The organism is Stenotrophomonas sp. 22692 (genome assembly GCF_052045015.1).
GTDB lineage: Bacteria > Pseudomonadota > Gammaproteobacteria > Xanthomonadales > Xanthomonadaceae > Stenotrophomonas > Stenotrophomonas geniculata.
In genome coordinates this window covers 15,834-33,203 of record NZ_JBQEMR010000003.1, presented here as the reverse complement: position 1 = coordinate 33,203, position 17,370 = coordinate 15,834, and the positions used below count along the sequence as shown (strand labels likewise).

General features: G+C 65.7%; 16 protein-coding genes. 8 read left to right on the top strand and 8 right to left on the bottom strand.

Annotation, left to right across the window (positions count from 1 at the left end; genetic code table 11):
• Nucleotides 1-11 precede the first annotated feature (11 nt).
• Both ACTJJM_RS04710 and ACTJJM_RS04705 read left to right on the top strand, forming a co-directional pair.
• Complete coding sequence (locus tag ACTJJM_RS04710) at nt 12-2,384, top strand: 3-hydroxyacyl-CoA dehydrogenase/enoyl-CoA hydratase family protein (protein ID WP_033834902.1); 2,373 nt, start codon at nt 12-14, stop codon at nt 2,382-2,384.
• Nucleotides 2,385-2,493: 109 nt separating this feature from the next.
• Nucleotides 2,494-3,702 carry an acetyl-CoA C-acyltransferase gene (locus ACTJJM_RS04705; RefSeq protein ID WP_005409292.1) on the top strand — a complete coding sequence of 403 codons (1,209 nt, stop codon included), beginning with the start codon at nt 2,494-2,496 and terminating at the stop codon, nt 3,700-3,702.
• Between the two features lie 638 nt (nt 3,703-4,340).
• On the opposite strand, the gene galU is transcribed toward ACTJJM_RS04705, so the two are convergent.
• The 8 genes from galU to cmk form a co-directional block, all read right to left on the bottom strand.
• Entirely contained in the window at nt 4,341-5,219 is an 879-nt protein-coding gene (gene galU, locus ACTJJM_RS04700; protein WP_019336276.1) for a UTP--glucose-1-phosphate uridylyltransferase GalU, read from the bottom strand.
• Complete coding sequence (locus ACTJJM_RS04695) at nt 5,216-7,129, bottom strand: polysaccharide biosynthesis protein (RefSeq protein ID WP_043397011.1); 1,914 nt, start codon at nt 7,127-7,129, stop codon at nt 5,216-5,218. The genes galU and ACTJJM_RS04695 overlap by 4 nt, the downstream gene beginning before the upstream one ends.
• Before the next feature lie 3 nt (nt 7,130-7,132).
• Nucleotides 7,133-8,122, bottom strand: coding sequence for an MraY family glycosyltransferase (locus ACTJJM_RS04690; protein ID WP_049454747.1), 990 nt, complete (start codon nt 8,120-8,122; stop codon nt 7,133-7,135).
• Between the two features lie 3 nt (nt 8,123-8,125).
• Nucleotides 8,126-9,304, bottom strand: a complete 1,179-nt coding sequence (gene lapB, locus ACTJJM_RS04685) for a lipopolysaccharide assembly protein LapB (protein WP_005416232.1) — start codon at nt 9,302-9,304, stop codon at nt 8,126-8,128.
• Nucleotides 9,305-9,310: 6 nt separating this feature from the next.
• Nucleotides 9,311-9,595: a LapA family protein gene (locus tag ACTJJM_RS04680; protein ID WP_010484569.1), complete on the bottom strand. Its 285-nt coding sequence runs from the start codon at nt 9,593-9,595 to the stop codon at nt 9,311-9,313.
• 77 nt (nt 9,596-9,672) lie between these two features.
• Complete coding sequence (locus ACTJJM_RS04675) at nt 9,673-9,978, bottom strand: integration host factor subunit beta (protein ID WP_005409286.1); 306 nt, start codon at nt 9,976-9,978, stop codon at nt 9,673-9,675.
• Between the two features lie 87 nt (nt 9,979-10,065).
• Nucleotides 10,066-11,751 carry a 30S ribosomal protein S1 gene (rpsA, locus tag ACTJJM_RS04670; protein ID WP_005416230.1) on the bottom strand — a complete coding sequence of 562 codons (1,686 nt, stop codon included), beginning with the start codon at nt 11,749-11,751 and terminating at the stop codon, nt 10,066-10,068.
• A 198-nt stretch (nt 11,752-11,949) separates the two neighbouring features.
• On the bottom strand, nt 11,950-12,627 hold the full coding sequence (gene cmk, locus ACTJJM_RS04665; RefSeq protein WP_010484566.1) for a (d)CMP kinase: 678 nt from the start codon (nt 12,625-12,627) through the stop codon (nt 11,950-11,952).
• Nucleotides 12,628-12,824: 197 nt separating this feature from the next.
• On the opposite strand from cmk, the gene ykgO reads away from it, so the two are divergent.
• From ykgO to ACTJJM_RS04635, 6 genes are all read left to right on the top strand, one after another.
• Entirely contained in the window at nt 12,825-12,950 is a 126-nt protein-coding gene (gene ykgO / locus ACTJJM_RS04660; protein ID WP_005409283.1) for a type B 50S ribosomal protein L36, read from the top strand.
• A 172-nt stretch (nt 12,951-13,122) separates the two neighbouring features.
• The gene (locus ACTJJM_RS04655) at nt 13,123-13,425 is read left to right on the top strand and encodes a hypothetical protein (protein ID WP_440865314.1); all 303 of its coding nucleotides are present in this window, start codon (nt 13,123-13,125) and stop codon (nt 13,423-13,425) included.
• Between the two features lie 39 nt (nt 13,426-13,464).
• A complete protein-coding gene (locus ACTJJM_RS04650; protein ID WP_043397004.1) occupies nt 13,465-14,502 on the top strand; it encodes an agmatine deiminase family protein in 1,038 nt (345 codons plus the stop codon).
• A gap of 165 nt (nt 14,503-14,667) precedes the next feature.
• Entirely contained in the window at nt 14,668-15,555 is an 888-nt protein-coding gene (locus ACTJJM_RS04645) for a carbon-nitrogen hydrolase (RefSeq protein WP_005409280.1), read from the top strand.
• Nucleotides 15,556-15,568: 13 nt separating this feature from the next.
• Nucleotides 15,569-16,099, top strand: coding sequence for a GNAT family N-acetyltransferase (locus tag ACTJJM_RS04640; protein WP_005409279.1), 531 nt, complete (start codon nt 15,569-15,571; stop codon nt 16,097-16,099).
• 4 nt (nt 16,100-16,103) lie between these two features.
• Nucleotides 16,104-17,324 (top strand): TraB/GumN family protein, encoded by a 1,221-nt coding sequence (locus ACTJJM_RS04635; protein ID WP_005409278.1) that lies wholly within the window; start codon nt 16,104-16,106, stop codon nt 17,322-17,324.
• Nucleotides 17,325-17,370 lie beyond the last annotated feature (46 nt).

The window sequence follows — 17,370 nt, the reverse complement described above, 5'->3', positions numbered from 1 at the left end:
GGCCCTACACCATGTCCAATTCCCTGCTAGTCCGCCGCGCCGCCGTGCTGGGTGCCGGCGTCATGGGTGCCCAGATCGCCGCCCACCTCACCAACGCTGGCGTCGACACCGTGCTGTTCGACCTGCCTGCCAAGGAAGGTCCGGCCGACGGCATCGTGCTGAAGGCGATCGCCAACCTGGGCAAGCTGAGCCCGGCGCCGCTGGCCAGCAAGTCGCTGGCCGAAGCCATCACCCCGGCCAACTATGAGTCGGGCCTGGAGCAGCTGAAGGACTGCGACCTGATCATCGAGGCCATTGCCGAGCGCATGGACTGGAAGCAGGACCTGTACAAGAAGATCGCGCCGTTCGTGGCCGACCACGCGGTGCTGGCCTCCAACACCTCGGGCCTGGGCATCAACAAGCTGGCCGACGTGCTGCCCGAGCAGCTGCGTCACCGCTTCTGCGGCGTGCACTTCTTCAACCCGCCGCGCTACATGCACCTGGCCGAGCTGATCCCGGCCACCACCACCGACGCCGCCGTGCTGGAAGGCCTGGAAGCCTTCCTGGTCACCACCCTGGGCAAGGGCGTGGTGTACGCCAAGGACACCCCGAACTTCATCGGCAACCGCATCGGCGTGTTCTCGATCCTGTCCACCATCCACCACACCCAGCAGTTCGGCCTGGGCTTCGATGAAGTGGACGGCCTGACCGGCCCGCTGGTCGGCCGCCCGAAGTCGGCGACCTACCGCACCTCCGACGTGGTCGGCCTGGACACCATGGCGCACGTCATCAAGACCATGGGCGACACCCTGCCGAATGATCCGTGGCATGAGTTCTTCAAGTCGCCGAAGTGGCTGGACGCGCTGATTTCCAAGGGCGCGCTGGGCCAGAAGACCGGCGCCGGCATCTTCCGCAAGGTTGGCAAGGACATCGTGGTGCTGGACCTGGAGAAGCAGGACTACCGCCCAGCCGATCGCGCTGCCGCGCCGGAAGTGGTCGAGATCCTGAAGATCAAGAACCCGGCCGAGAAGTTCGCCAAGCTGCGCGAAAGCCAGCACCCGCAGGCGCAGTTCCTGTGGGCGACCTTCCGCGACCTGTTCCACTACAGCGCCTACCACCTGGCCGACATCGCCGAGACCGCGCGCGACGTGGACCTGGCCATCCGCTGGGGCTACGGCTGGTCGCTGGGCCCGTTCGAAACCTGGCAGGCCGCCGGCTGGAAGCAGGTCGCACAGTGGATCGCCGATGACATCGTGGCCGGCAAGAGCATGAGCAACGCCCCGCTGCCGGACTGGGTGTTCGATGGCCGCGACGGCGTGCATGCCGCCGAAGGCAGCTACAGCCCGTCGCGCAATGCCAAGCTGCCGCGCTCGTCGCTGCCGGTGTACCAGCGCCAGCGCTTCCCCGATCCGCTGCTGGGCGAGAAGTTCGCGCCGGGCGAGACCGTGTTCGAGAACGACGGCCTGCGCATGTGGCACGACGGTGATGGCATTGCCGTGGTCAGCTTCAAGACCAAGATGAACACCGTGTCCGACCAGGTGCTGGACGGCCTGCAGGAATGCGTCAGCCGCGCCGAGAAGGACTTCCAGGGCCTGGTGATCTGGCAGCAGAAGGAGCCCTTCTCTGCCGGTGCCGATCTGGCCGGTGCACTGGGCCTGCTGCAGGCCGGCAAGGTCGACCAGTTCGAAGAAATGGTTGCCAACTTCCAGCGCACCAGCCAGCGCATCAAGTACTCGCTGGTGCCGGTGGTTGCCGCCGTGCGTGGCCTGGCGCTGGGTGGTGGCTGCGAGTTCCAGATGCACAGCGCCAAGACCGTGGCCTTCCTGGAAAGCTACATCGGCCTGGTCGAGGCCGGCGTCGGCCTGCTGCCGGCCGGTGGTGGCCTGAAGGAACTGGCCGTGCGCGCCTCGCAGGCCGCAGGCCCGGGCGGTGATGTGTTCGCCGAACTGAAGAAGACCTTCGAGACCGTGGCGATGGCCAAGGTGTCCAACTCCGCGGTCAACGCCAAGGAACTGGGCCTGCTGCGCAGCACCGACAAGGTGGTGTTCAACAGCTACGAAGCGCTGCACATCGCCAAGGCCGAAGCGCGCGCCCTGGCCGAAGCGGGCTACCGTCCGCCGCTGCCGGCACGCCGCATCCAGGTGGCCGGTGACGTGGGTATCGCCACCTTCAAGATGATGCTGGTCAACATGCTGGAAGGCCGCTTCATCAGCCCGTACGACTACGAGATCGCCGAGCGCATCGCCACCGTGCTGTGCGGCGGCAAGGTCGACCGCGGCACCCTGGTGGACGAAGAGTGGCTGCTGACCCTGGAGCGCAAGCACTTCGTCGAACTGGCCCAGCAGGAAAAGACCCAGGCCCGCATCGCGCACATGCTGAAGACCGGCAAGCCGCTGCGTAACTGATCGCCATCCCTGCTTTTGGTGGGTGCCCACCTTGGTGGGCACTCCTCCGCCTCTGGTAGGTGCCCACCCTGGTGGGCACACCGGCAAAAAACTTCGAGAGATCACTGCAATGACCAAGCAAATCCAGGACGCCTACATCGTCGCCGCCACCCGTACTCCGGTCGGCAAGGCGCCCAAGGGCATGTTCCGCAACACCCGCCCCGACGACATGCTCGCGCACGTGCTGCGCAGCGTCGTCGCGCAGGCCCCGGGCGTGGACGTCAACCGCATCGATGACGCGATCATCGGCTGCGCGATGCCGGAAGCCGAGCAGGGCATGAACGTCGCCCGCATCGGCGTGCTGCTGGCCGGCCTGCCGAACACCATCGCCGCACAGACCGTGAACCGCTTCTGCTCCTCCGGCCTGCAGGCCGTGGCGCAGGCTGCCGACGCGATCCGCCTGGGCAACGCCGACCTGATGCTGGCCGGTGGCACCGAGTCGATGTCAATGGTGCCGATGATGGGCAACAAGATCGCCATGGCACCGAGCGTGTTCGACAACGACCACGTGGCCATCGCCTACGGCATGGGCATCACCGCCGAGAAGGTGGCCGAAGAGTGGAAGGTCTCGCGCGAAGACCAGGACGCCTTCGCCCTCGCCTCGCACCAGAAGGCCATGGCGGCGATCCAGAACGGCGAGTTCAAGGACGAGATCAGCCCGTACGAGATCGTCTCGCACCTGCCGGACCTGGCCGATGGCCAGCGCATCATCACCCGCAACAAGATCGCCGACACCGACGAAGGCCCGCGCCCGGACTCCTCCGCCGAAGGCCTGGCCAAGCTGCGCCCGGTGTTCCGCAACGGCCAGTTCGGCGGCACCGTCACCGCCGGCAACTCCTCGCAGATGAGCGATGGCGCCGGTGCCGTGCTGCTGGCCTCTGAGCAGGCGATCAAGGATTACGGCCTGACCCCGCTGGCCCGTTTCGTCAGTTTCTCGGTGGCCGGCGTGCGCCCGGAAGTGATGGGCATCGGCCCGATCGCCGCGATCCCGAAGGCACTGAAGCAGGCGGGCCTGACCCAGGACCAGCTGGACTGGATTGAACTGAACGAAGCGTTCGCCGCGCAGTCGCTGGCGGTGATCCGCGATTGCGGCCTGGACCCGAGCAAGGTCAACCCGCTGGGCGGCGCGATCGCCCTGGGCCACCCGCTGGGTGCAACCGGCGCGATCCGTACCGCAACCCTGCTGCACGGCCTGCGTCGTCGCCAGCAGAAGTACGGCATGGTGACGATGTGCATCGGCACCGGCATGGGCGCGGCGGGTATTTTCGAGGCGCTGTAAGGTTCAAAGCGTTGCCGGCTGATTGTTGGTTGGCTGTGGGGCCCGGGTGAGTGAGGCTGCCCGGGACACGCCGTAAACCCGTCCCTGGGGGCTTGGCAGCGGCTTGCTAGCGTGCGCAATCCTGCGCACGCAGCAAGGCCGGGGTTGGGCGTCCTGCCCAACCCGCCAGGCGCATGCGCCTGGCCCATGCCGCTGACAGTCCCGGTCAGCCTCACCCACCCGCGCCACCCAACATTCCGCGCGGCGGAGGGATGAGCAAAGGCAGGGTCAAAGGCTGGGGTCAGAGCCCTTTGCTGCGCAAAGGGATCTGACCCCAACAATCAAAAAAGGCAGCCAGAGGCTGCCTTTTTTGATTGTGCTTCTGCCTTTGATTCCGCCCTTCCCGTCCGCGCCGCACGGAAACTGTCGAGAGGGGGCGGATGGCCCTCTCCAAAACCGTTGGCGCCATGGGCCCGAGGCATGCCTCGGGCGGGTTGGGCAGGACGCCCAACCCCGGTCTTGCCGTGTGCGCAGGACAGCGCACACGAGCAAGGCGCCATCGAGCACCATGGAAGGGCTTTGGCGTGTTTTGGAGAGGGCCATCCGCCCCCTCCCCCACGTATCAATCAAGGCGCCGCGAACGGAGCGCTTGATAAACCTTATTCCGCCAACATCGCCGTCAGTTTCTCCCGCGCCGGCCCGGCCAGCTTCGGGTTGTCCAGCGCAAAGCGGATCGTCGCTTCCACCAGCCCCAGATGCGTGCCGCAGTCGAAGCGGGTGCCCTCGAAACGATAGGCATCAACCTCTTCGGTCTTCAGCAGCTGCGCGATCGCGTCGGTCAGCTGGATCTCGCCACCGGCACCGCTGCCGGTCTGCTCCAGCAGCTCGAAGATCTTCGGGCTCAGTACATAACGGCCGACCACCGCCAGGTCGCTCGGCGCGTCCTCCGGCTTCGGCTTCTCCACGATCTGCGAAATGCGACCCTTGCGGCCGTCGAACGCGTCAGTGGCCACGATGCCGTAGCTGGCAGTCTTGTCGTGCGGCACGTCTTCAACGGCGATCACGCTTGCACCACTGGCCTCGTTGAGGTCGGCCATCTGCTTCAGTGCGCCGTCGCCGCGGTTCCAGATCAGGTCATCCGGCAGCAGCACCGCGAACGGCTCGTCGCCGATCACGGCCTTGGCGCACAGCACCGCATGGCCCAGGCCCAGGGCCTCGGCCTGGGTCACGAAGATCGCACGCACGCCGTTGGGCAGCACGTGGCGGATCATCTCCAGCTGTTCCTGTTTGCCGGCGCGCTCGAGCTTCTGCTCCAGCTCGTAGGCCTTGTCGAAGTAGTCGGCGACCGCGTGCTTGTAGCGGTTGGTAATGAACACCAGCGTGTCACAGCCCGCTTCGATCGCCTCATCGACCGCGTACTGGATCAGCGGACGATCAATGATCGGCAACATTTCCTTCGGAACCGTCTTGGTTGCCGGCAAAAAGCGCGTCCCGAGCCCTGCCACTGGAAAAACTGCCTTGCGAATTCGCTTGCTCATTGGTGCCTGTTGGCCTCACGTGCCGGAAAAGGTACGACTTTAGCGGATGAAATGTAAGCATCCTGTTCGATAGGAGAAAACTCCGGCATCGTCGCGAACAGGATCTCCTGGATGCTGGTGGTGTCGTAACCAGCCACGGCATCGCGCAGACGTGGAACATTGCCCAACACCAGATCACGCGAGAACGTGCGTACACCGGCCTCGAGAATCTTCGGGTGCGCGGTGGAACGGTAGTCCTCGTCCGAATAGAACAGCGTCTCGTGCAGCTTCTCGCCCGGACGCAGCCCGGTGTAGATGATCGGAATGTCCTTGTACGGCTGCTTGCCGGCCAGGCGGATCATCTGCTCGGCCAGCACGCGGATCGGCACCGGCTCGCCCATGTCGAGCGTATAGATCGCACCGTGCGACGCCGAAGCGGCCGCCTGCAGGATCAGCTGGCAGGCCTCCGGGATGGTCATGAAGTAGCGACTGACCTCCGGATCGGTGACGGTCACCGGCCCGCCACGCAGGATCTGTTCGCGGAACAACGGCACCACGCTGCCTGCAGAGGCCAGCACGTTGCCGAAGCGCACCGTGACGAAACGGGTATGCGTGGACTTCTGGTCCAGGCTCTGGCAGATCATCTCCGCATAGCGCTTGCTGGCGCCGAGCGCATTGACCGGGTCGACCGCCTTGTCGGTGGAGATGAACACGAAATGCTCCACGCGTGCCTCCAGGCAGGCGCGGGCCACGTTCTCGGTGGCCAGGATGTTGTTGCGCACCGCTTCGCGCAGCTGCCGCTCCAGCACCGGCACATGCTTGTAGGCGGCGGCATGGAAGGCGGTGTCGACGGGGTGCAGCGACAGGGCGTGGCGGATCACCGCCGGGTCACCGCAGTCGCCCAGCACCGCTTCGACCTCGACATCCGGGAAGCTGCGCCGCAGCTCGCCCTCGATGGTCAGCAGCAGCAGTTCGCTGATCTCGAGCAGGATGATGCGGCCGGCGCCGTGACGCGCGCACTGGCGGCACAGCTCGGAGCCGATCGAACCACCGGCGCCGGTGACCATCACCGTACGCCCGCCCAACCAGCCACGGATCAGGTTCCAGTCCGGCATGATCGGCTTGCGGCCGAGCAGGTCCTCGATCGCCACTTCCTTCAACTGCCCCGGCAGCGACTGGCCCTGCAGGATATCGCTGAGCTTGGGCACGGTGCGGAACGGCACGCCGGTACTTTCGCAGATGGCGACGATGCGCTGCATGCCCGCAGCGTCCAGCGACGGAATGGCGATCACCAGCAGCTTGGCCGCGGTCTCGCGGACCACTGTCGGCGCATCGTCCAGGGTGCCGAGGATCGGCAGGCCCTGCAGCTTGGCACCGCGCAGGTGCGGCGCGTCGTCCAGCAGGCCGACCGGCTCGAAATTGCCCGAACGGCGCAGGTCGCGGACCAGGGTCTCGGCGGCCTGGCCGGCACCCAGGATCAGCACGCGACGCGCGGACGAGTCCGACTGCAGCGCCTGATAGTCCTTCCAGGCCCGGTACAGCAGGCGCGGCGCGCCCAGCAGCGCCGACAGCGCGAACGGATAGATCACCAGCACCGACATCGGCACGCCGTCGAAGCGCTTCCACATCAGCACCAGCACGATGGCGACCATGCCGATGAAGCTGGCCTTGAAGATGTTCAGCAGGTCGCTGACGCTGGCGAACCGCCACAGGCCGCGATAGAGGCCGACGCGCCAGAACACCATGCCCTGCAGCAGCAGCACCAGCGTGGTGTCGACGTTCCAGAGTGGGAGCTCGGGGGCGTTGGCCAGGATCGAGTACCGCCCCGCGTGGAGCAGCTGCCAGCACGCCCAGACCATGAACAGGTCATGGCAGACGATGGCCGAACGCGGCATCAGGCCGAGGATTCTGTCCCGCCAGGGTGAAGCCATAAGTCAGGTATTTCCTTTTGGGTGGCGCAATCCATTGCGCAGGAGGAGCCAGAGGACGCTCAGCGCGGTGAACCACGCGATCGCCACGGCAGCCTCCCACCTCGGCTGCAAATTGGAGCAGACATTAAGCACTGTAATACTGAACAGGCCCAAAGCAAAGTACATCCCTGTTACCTGGGCGTGACTGGCTCCTGCCTGCACCGCGCGCTGGTAAACGTGCTGGGTATGGGGTTCCATCCAGCGTTGTCCGGAAATGATGCGCGCCAGCAGTGTGAAGCCCGCGTCCACAAGGAAGGGCGATGCCGACACCAGCAGCAGCATCCAGTGGATGTCGGTCTTTACGCTGGCCAGTGCCAGCACTGCCGACACCGCGTAGCCCAGCGCGCCACTTCCGACATCGCCCATGAAGATCCGGGCCCGCGGGAAGTTGAACGGCAGGAAGCCAAGGCAGGCCAGGCCCAACGCGACCGCCGCCAGCGAGTACGGCCAAGGCAGCAGCGGCGCCAGTCCCAGCGCGACCACGATGGCCTGGCTGGCGGCGATGCCGTTGATCCCATCCATGAAATTCCAGATGTTGATCAGCGAAGCGGTGAACAGCAGGACCAGTACGGCCAGCAGCCAGCTGCCGCCATGGACCTTGACCAGCGCGGCCAGCAGCGCGGCGGCGATGAAGTGCACCATCAGGCGGCGCATGGCCGGAAGCGGCCGGTGGTCGTCCCACCAGCCGATACCCGCCACCAGCGCCAGGCCAAGGCTGGCGACCAGCAGGCTCGGACGCGCTTCGGGCCAGGCCCACATGGCAACACCGGCGGTCACCAGCAGGCTGATGACGATGGCGATGCCGCCGCCACGCGGGGTCGCCACGCTATGACTGCGGCGTTCGCCCGGCTGGTCAAACAGTTGCCGGCGCAGCGCATAGCCCCGCGCTGCCCAGGTCAGTGCCGCACTCAGCAGGGCCAGACCCAACAGCGCGCCCATCACGAGCCACGGCATGGATCAGAGCACCGCGTAGTTCAGCAGCGGCTTGACCGTACCCCACTCCTTGCAGCTCGGGCACTGCCAGTGGTGGGTGCGCGCACCGAAACCACAACGGGTGCAGCGATAGGCCGGATTGCGCACCAGCAACTGGTCGGTGATGTGCTTGAGGTCATGCAGGGTCGCCGTGGAATCGGCACCTTCAGCCAGGGTCAGGTCGATCAGCGCGGACTCGCCACGCACCGACGGGCGATCCTTGAGCTGGCGGCCCAGGTAGGCACGGGCCGGGGCCACGCCCTCCTGCTCTTCCATCAGACGGGTCAGCGCCAGCACCGGGGCAATGCCACGGTAATGCTCGGTCATCTCCGACAGGAAGGCGCGCGCGCCGGCCAGATCGCCCACCTTGCGGTAGTTCTGCATCAGCGCCGGCAGCAGCTCCGGCAGGTACTCCGGATCGTTGCGCGCCGCGCGCTCGAAGGCGCGCACGGCCGCTTCCGGATTGCCGGCATCGGTTTCCAGGCGCCCTTCAATGATGCCGGCACGGACCGACATCGCATCGGCCTGGTAGGCCCGGGCAATCGCTGCCCTCGCCTCTTCCAGCTTGCCGGCACCGCGGAAGCGTTCGGCCAGTTCGCATTCGAACTGCCCGATCAGCTTGCCCATCGGCTCGCCGGTGACATCCTCGAAACGGGTGGCGTTGTCGATCGCCTTTTCCCAGTCGCGCTCGGCCTGGTAGATGCCGATCAGGTGCTTGAGTGCCTGCGGGGCACGCTGGTCCAGCTGGGCCAGTTCGGTGAACACGGTTTCGGCGCGGTCCAGCAGGCCGGACTTCATATAGTCCTCGCCCAGCGCCAGCAGCGCCTGCACGCGTTGCGCATCGCTGAGGTCGTGGCGGTTGACCAGGCCCTGGTGCAAGCGGATGGCGCGGTCGACTTCGCCGCGGCGACGGAACAGATGGCCCAGCGCGACCTGGGTCTCGAAGGTTTCCTTGTCCAGCTCGGCGATGTGCAGGAACAGCTCGATGGCCTTGTCCGGCTGCTCGTTGAGCAGGTAGTTCAGGCCACGGAAATAGGTGCTCGACAGGCGGCTGACCTGGCTGTCACCGTGGCGTTGACCACCACGCCGTCCGATCACCCACCCGGCCAGTGCGGCCAGCGGAACGAACAGGAAGAACCAGAACCACTCGGTGACGAAATCCATCTTCGATCAGCGTCCATCAAAAGATTGGGGGGAAGCAACCGGTGCCGGCGTGGCGACAGCGGACTTGTTGGCGCGGCGCAACTGGCTGTAGAGCGGAATGACCACGCTCACCAGCACCAGGCCAGCGCCGACGATGACACCCACCAGCAGCGCGGCGATCAGGGCCACGCCCACCGAGGTGTGCAGTTGGGTAAACAGCAGGTTGATCGACATCGCGGTCATGTTGACCGCACCGATGATCAATCCAAGGATCAGTACCGCCAGCAGGACCAGCAGACGAAAAACCTTCATGCGACAGCTCCAGTGGCAGGAGTCCGTAGCTTATCCGACTCGCGGCTGGATTCGCACGCGGTGGCGCGACGGGAGGCTCAGGCCGGATCGGCGTCCAGCGGCAGCACACTGCTGACCCGCTCGCGCAGTTCCTTGCCCGGCTTGAAATGGGGGACGTGCTTGCCCGGCAGGGCAACCGATTCGCCGGTCTTCGGGTTGCGACCCAGGCGCGGCGGACGATAGTGCAGCGAGAAGCTGCCAAAACCACGGATTTCGATGCGATCCCCGGCGGACAGCGATCCGCCCATCATTTCCAGCAACGACTTCACCGCCAGATCGACATCATCGGCCTTCAGGTGCGCCTGGCGGCGCGCAAGGATTTCGATCAGTTCGGATTTGGTCATTACCGGCTCACATCAGGGGTATCCCAGCCTGAAACGGCCCGGGCAATGCCCGGGCCGTCCAGGAAACAACGAACAGCGTAAGGCCGATTACTCGGACTTGTTGCCGTTCAGCTGTGCACGCAGCAGCGCGCCCAGCTGGGTGGTGCCGCTGGAAGCCGAAGAGGACTGGTATTCCTCCAGCACTTCGCGCATTTCAGCGTCGTCCTTCGCCTTGATCGACAGCTGCAGGGTACGGCCCTTGCGGTCCATGCCCACGAACTTGGCTTCGACCTTGTCGCCGACCTTCAGGTGCTGGGTGGCGTCGTCAACGCGCTCGTTGGCGATGTCGCGGGCCGAGACGTAACCTTCGATGCCGTCAGCCAGCTCGATGATCGCGCCCTTGGCGTCGACTTCCTTCACCACGCCTTCGACCTTGGAGCCCTTCGGATTGGCAGCCATGTACTGGCCGAACGGATCCTGCTCCAGCTGCTTCACGCCCAGGGAGATGCGCTCGCGCTCCGGATCGACAGCCAGGACGACGGCGTCCAGGGTATCGCCCTTTTTGAAGTTGCGAACGACGTCTTCGCCGGTGGTGTTCCAGCTGATGTCGGACAGGTGGACCAGGCCGTCGATGCCGCCGTCCAGGCCGATGAAGATGCCGAAGTCGGTGATCGACTTGATCTGGCCCGACACCTTGTCACCCTTCTTGTGGGTGGCAGCGAAGGTTTCCCACGGATTGGCGGCAACCTGCTTCATGCCCAGCGAGATACGGCGACGCTCTTCATCGACGTCCAGCACCATCACTTCGACTTCATCACCCACCTGGACAACCTTGGACGGGTTGACGTTCTTGTTGGTCCAATCCATCTCGGAGACGTGCACCAGGCCTTCGACGCCCGGCTCGATCTCAACGAACGCACCGTAATCGGTGACGTTGGAGACCTTGCCGAAGACGCGGCTGTTGGCCGGGTAACGACGGCCGATGTTGTCCCACGGATCCTCGCCCAGCTGCTTCAGGCCCAGCGAAACGCGGTTGCGCTCGCGGTCGAACTTCAGCACGCGGACGTCCAGCTCGTCGCCGACGTTCACGACTTCCGACGGGTGACGCACGCGCTTCCACGCCATGTCGGTGATGTGCAGCAGGCCGTCGATACCGCCCAGGTCCACGAACGCGCCGTAATCGGTCAGGTTCTTGACGACACCCTTCAGGATCGCGCCTTCCTGCAGCTTGTCCATCAGCTGCTCGCGCTCTTCCGAGTGCTCGCTTTCGACGACAGCGCGGCGCGAGACGACGACGTTGTTACGCTTGCGGTCCAGCTTGATGAGCTTGAACTCGAGCTCCTTGCCTTCCAGGTAGGCCGGATCGCGCACCGGGCGCACATCGACCAGGGAACCCGGCAGGAAGGCGCGGACATCCTTGATGTCCACGGTGAAACCACCCTTGACCTTGCCGCTGATGCGGCCGGTGATGGTTTCGTTCTTTTCCAACGCTTCTTCCAGCTCGTCCCACACCATCGCGCGCTTGGCCTTCTCGCGCGACAGGACGGTTTCGCCGAAGCCGTTCTCGATCGAGTCGAGGGCGACCTTGACGATGTCGCCTTCGGCGACGTCGATTTCGCCAGCGTCGTTACGGAACTGTTCGATCGGCACGATGCCTTCGGACTTCAGGCCAGCGTTGATCACCACGACATCGCCGCGGACTTCAACAACGGTACCGCTGACGATGGCGCCCGGCTTCAGCTTGGCCAGGTTGGCCTGGCTGGCTTCAAACAGTTCGGCAAATGATTCGGTCATTAGATTTACTCTGTTGGACACATGGGTCGGTGGCGTCCCCTTCAGGGGAATGGCGACCGCCCGCCTGTTGGTCGACCCCGGAAACGCAGGTCGTGTGTAGTAGGAAAACCGCCACGCATCATTGCGCGACGGAGCTGGTACAGCACTGTTATGCGCGACCACCGCCGATGCTGCTGGCAGTGCTCCCGCGCGAACGGATCAGGCAGCCGGAACCGGAAGCAGATCCATCACTCTGGCAACGACATCTGCGATGCCGATGCCTGTGGTGTCGATGAGGACAGCATCGTCTGCCGGCTTCAGGGGCGCCACGGTACGCTGAGCATCACGGGCGTCGCGGGCCATGATCTCGCGCAGGAGGTCATCAAAGTTAACAGAAACCCCCTTGTCTTTCAACTGCTTATGCCGGCGCTCGGCGCGCTCCTCGGCACTGGCGGTCAGGAAGACCTTATAGGGGGCGTCCTTGAAGATCACCGTACCCATGTCGCGGCCATCGGCAACCAGGCCGGGCAGCTCCCTGAATGCGCGCTGGCGCTCCTTCAGGGCCGCGCGGACCTCCGGAATGGCGGCAATGGCCGAGGCCAGGGCGCCAGTGGTCTCCAGGCGCAGCTCGTCGGTGGCATCGGTGCCGTTGACCATGACCCGCATCGACTCGCCCTGTTCAACAAACTGAACATGGGTGTCGAAGGTGCAGCGCACCAGTGCCGAGGCATCGGACGTATCAATGTCGGCCCAGCTCGCGGCCACGCCCACTGCCCGGTACAGCGCGCCCGAATCCAGGTAATGCCAGCCCATCCGGCGCGCGATGATGCGGCTGATGGTACCCTTGCCGGCCCCGGAAGGGCCGTCGATGGTCAGGACGGGAGCGAGTGGATTCATGGGGTTCCCAGAGCGTGTGAAGGGGTCATTCTAGCCCCTGCCAGACACCCCCAGCGGGATCTTTTGTGCAACCACTTGAAACCACGAGGAAAAGCCCGGTAGAATGGCGGGCTTGAACGAGCGTCAACTGCCGATTGTCTTTCGCATATCGCGGCCACGCTCCACCCGAACAACTACTGTTTACGCCGAGGTATGCCATGAAAGTCCTGTCCTCCCTGAAGTCGGCGAAGGCCCGTCACCGTGACTGCAAGGTCGTGCGTCGTCGTGGCAAGATCTTCGTCATCTGCAAGTCGAACCCGCGTTTCAAGGCGCGTCAGCGCTAAGCCTCACAGCCTTCCGGCTGCGGCTGGCCCTACGCGGGGCCGACCCGATGCAAGAAACCGCCTTCGGGCGGTTTTTTGTTTATGCGGCTTTTTCCTGCCGTTTTTGCTGTAATCGCCTTTCTTGACCACTGGGGAGTAGATCGAGATGAAGCGTTACCTGTCCGCCTTGGCCATGATGGCCACCCTGGCCGCCGCCACACCGGCACTGGCCGATACCCTGCTTGTCGACCGTGCCCGCGAGAAGCCGGCCGGTGCCCTGCCCGTGCGCGGCCAGAGCATGCAGCAGGTGCAGGCGCAGTTCGGCGCGCCCAGCGAGCAGCTGCAGCCACGTGGCGGACAGAAGCGGCAGTGGCCGACCATCAACCGCTGGGTGTACCCGCAGTTCACCGTCTACTTCGAGAAGCAGAAGGTGATCGACGTGGTGGCCAACCAGGCGGACCCGAACGAAATCGGCCCGAAACCGCCGATCCGTTGATCCCTTTACCCGCCGTGGGCGGGCCTGTGTAGCGAGACCATGAACCAGACCCTTCGTTTTCCTGCCGAGTGGGAAGCCCAGAGCGGCGTCCTGATTGCCTGGCCCACTGCCGACACCGACTGGGCCGACCGCCTGGGCCAGGTGGAAGAGACCTACATCGCCTTGGTCGCGGCCATCACCCGCTTCCAGCCGGTGCTGATCTGCGTGGCCGACGATGATGTGGAGACCTACGCCGAGATGCGGCTGCGCTCCAACCGCATCGACATGGACAAGGTCCACTTCACCACGGCCGCCTACGACGATACCTGGCTGCGCGACTCCGGCCCGATCACCCTGCGCCGTGCCGACGGCGGCTTCCAGCTGCTGGATTTCCGCTTCACCGGCTGGGGCGGCAAGTTCGACGCCACCCTGGATGACCAGCTGGTGGGCGTGCTCGACCAGGCCGGCGTGTTCAACGACGCACCGGTGCGCAGCATCCCGTTCGCGCTGGAAGGCGGCGGCATCGAGACCGACGGTGAAGGCACCCTGCTGACCACCTGGAAGTGCCTGCACGAGCGCCACCCGGACCGCGACCGCGCCAGCCTGAGCGCCGACCTCGCCGACTGGCTGCAGCAGGACCGCGTGCTGTGGCTGGACCACGGCTACCTGGAAGGCGACGACACCGACGCACACATCGACACCCTCGCCCGCTTCGCCTCGGCTGACAGCATCGTCTACCAGGCCTGCGACGACGCGAGCGACTCGCACTACGCCGAGCTGCAGGCGATGGGCAACGAACTGGCCGCGCTGCGCACCAAGGACGGCCAGCCGTATCGCCTGTTCCCGCTGCCGTGGGCACAGCCAGTGATCGACGAAGGCCGCCGCCTGGCTGCGTCGTACGCCAATTACCTGATCGTCAATGGTGCGGTGCTGATGCCGGCCTACGGTGATCCGGCCGACGACCTGGCCCGCGACGTGCTGGCGCAGGCGCACCCGGGCCGCGAGATCGTGCAGGTGCCCTGCCGCTCGCTGATCTGGCAGAACGGCAGCCTGCACTGCATCACCATGCAGCTGCCGGCAGGGCTGTTGAAGGCGTAAGCCGAACCGGTAGCGCCGGGCCATGCCCGGCGAACGCTGCCGCATCTGGAAAATCCGCCGGGCATGGCCCGGCGCTACCGATTGCGTGCACCCATTCAGCGCGCGACACGCCGTCGCCGCCCATCCGCGCTAACATGCTGGTTTTCCCCCGCAGGAACGCCCCGCATGAACTCGCGCAGCCCCCTTACCGTCGCCCTGATCCAGGAGCGCAACCACGGTGATGCCGCCGCCAACCTGGCGGTGATCGAAGCACGCGTGGCCGAGGCGGCTGCGCAGGGTGCCAAGCTGGTGCTGCTGCAGGAACTGCATAACGGTCCGTACTTCTGCCAGCACGAGTCGGTGGACGAGTTCGACCTGGCCGAGCCGATTCCGGGCCCGAGCACCGAGCGCCTGGGCGCGCTGGCGAAGAAGCATGGCGTGGTGCTGGTGGGCTCGCTGTTCGAGCGCCGCGCTGCCGGCCTGTACCACAACACCGCCGTCGTCTTCGAGAAGGACGGCACGTTGCTGGGCAAGTACCGCAAGATGCATATCCCGGACGACCCGGGCTTCTACGAGAAGTTCTACTTCACCCCGGGCGACATCGGCTTCAAGCCGATCGACACCTCGGTGGGCCGCCTTGGCGTGCTGGTGTGCTGGGACCAGTGGTACCCGGAAGCGGCACGCCTGATGGCGCTGGCCGGTGCCGAACTGCTGCTCTACCCGACCGCGATCGGCTGGGACCCGGACGACGTGCAGGACGAGAAGACCCGCCAGCGCGACGCCTGGGTGCTGAGCCACCGCGGCCACGCCGTGGCCAACGGCCTGCCGGTGCTGAGCTGCAACCGCGTCGGCCACGAGGCTTCGCCGCTGGGCGCGTCGGGCATCCAGTTCTGGGGCAACAGCCACGTGCTCGGCCCGCAGGGTGAGTTCCTGGCCGAAGCCGGCACCGACGCCACCGTGCTGCTGTGCGATGTCGACCTGCAGCGCAGCGAGCACGTGCGCCGCATCTGGCCGTTCCTGCGCGACCGTCGCATCGACGCGTACGGTGACCTGCTCAAGCGCTACATCGACTGAGCCGGAGCCGCGCATGGCCGTCCTCATCCGTGATGCCGGCCCGGCCGACATCGCCGCGATCACCGCGATCTACGCGGTGGAAGTGACCGACTTCGTCAACACTTACGAGTACGACATCCCGGACGCGTCCGAGATGCTGCGCCGCATGCGCGACATCATCGACCGCGGCTTCCCCTACCTGGTCGCCGAGATCGACGGCCAGGTGGCCGGCTATGCCTACGCCAACACCTACCGTACCCGCGTTGCCTACCAGTGGACCGTGGAGAACTCGGTCTACGTCGATGCCGCGTTCCAGGGCAAGGGCGTTGGCACCGGCCTGCTGCAGGCGTTGATCGATGCCTGCGTGGCGCGTGGCTACCGGCAGATGGTGGCGGTGATCGGTGAACCGACCAATACCGCTTCAATCAAGCTGCACGAACGCTTCGGCTTCGAGCTGGTCGGCGTGTTCCGTGGCCTCGGCCGCAAGCACGGCCGCTGGCTGGATACCGTGCAGATGCAGCGCGCGCTCGGCGATGGCGCCGACACCGCACCTTCCAATGAATGAACCCATGACCGAAACCCTTCCCGAAACCGGCGACGACCTGTTCGCCGGCCAGCCGGTACGCGTCGTCGAACGCGACGGCGTGCGCTACACCCTGCTGGGCACTGCCCACGTTTCGCGCGCCAGCGTTGAGGCGGTGGAGAAAGCCATCGACAGCGGCCGCTTCGATGCCGTTGCCGTTGAACTGGACCCGCAGCGCCTGCAGGCACTGAGTGATCCGGACACGCTGGCCAAGCTCGACCTGGTCGAGGTGATCCGCAAGGGCCGCGTCGCCCTGTTCGCGGCCAACCTGGCGCTGTCCGCCTACCAGCGCCGCTTGGCCGAACAGCTGGACATCGAGCCGGGCGCCGAACTGAAGCGCGCGGTGGAACTGGCCCGCGAACGCGACCTGCCGGTGCACCTGATCGACCGCGAGGTCGGCCTGACCTTCCGCCGCGCCTCGCAGCGGCTGGGTTTCTTCGGCAAGCTGAAGCTGGTCGCCGGCCTCGGCGCCGGCCTGTTCTCGTCCGAGGAAGTGGGCGAGAACGAGATCGAGAAGCTCAAGCAGGGCGACATGCTGGAATCGAGCTTCGGTGAGTTCGCCAGCGAGAGCCCAGCGCTGTACGAGACCATCATCGGCGAGCGCGACCGCTACATGGCCACGCGCCTGCGCGAGGAGCACAACCCGCAGCAGCGTGAAGTGCTGGCGGTTGTCGGTGCGGGTCACCTTGCAGGCCTGGCGCGCTACCTGGAAACCGACACCGAAGCACCGGCGCCGCTGCGTGCCGAGCTGGAAGCGGTACCGAAGAAGCGCAACATCCCTTGGTTCACGCTGGGCATCCTGGCGATCGTGGCGACCGGCATCGGCGTGGGCTTCTATCGCGGCGGCCTCGGCGTGGGTACCGAGCTGCTGGCGACCTGGGCGATGTATACCGGCGGCCTGGCGGGCCTGGGCTGCCTGCTGGCCGGTGGCCACCCGCTGAGCATCCTCACTGCAATCGCGGTGGCCCCGTTCAAGCCGTTCCGCCTGAGCATCCCGACCGGCGCATTCTCGGCCTTGGTGGAAGCGCGCCTGCGCAAGCCGGCGTATGAGGACTTCCTCAAGCTGCGCGACGATGCGCAGAGCCTGAAGGGCTGGTATCGCAATCGCGTCACCCGCGTGGTGCTGACCTTCATGCTGACCAACATCGGCAGCATGCTCGGCCTGTGGCTGACCACGTTCAAGGTGTGGGGCAAGGTGGCGGGGTAAACCCCTCAACCGGCCACAGAATCTGTAGCGCGCGAGCCCACGCTCG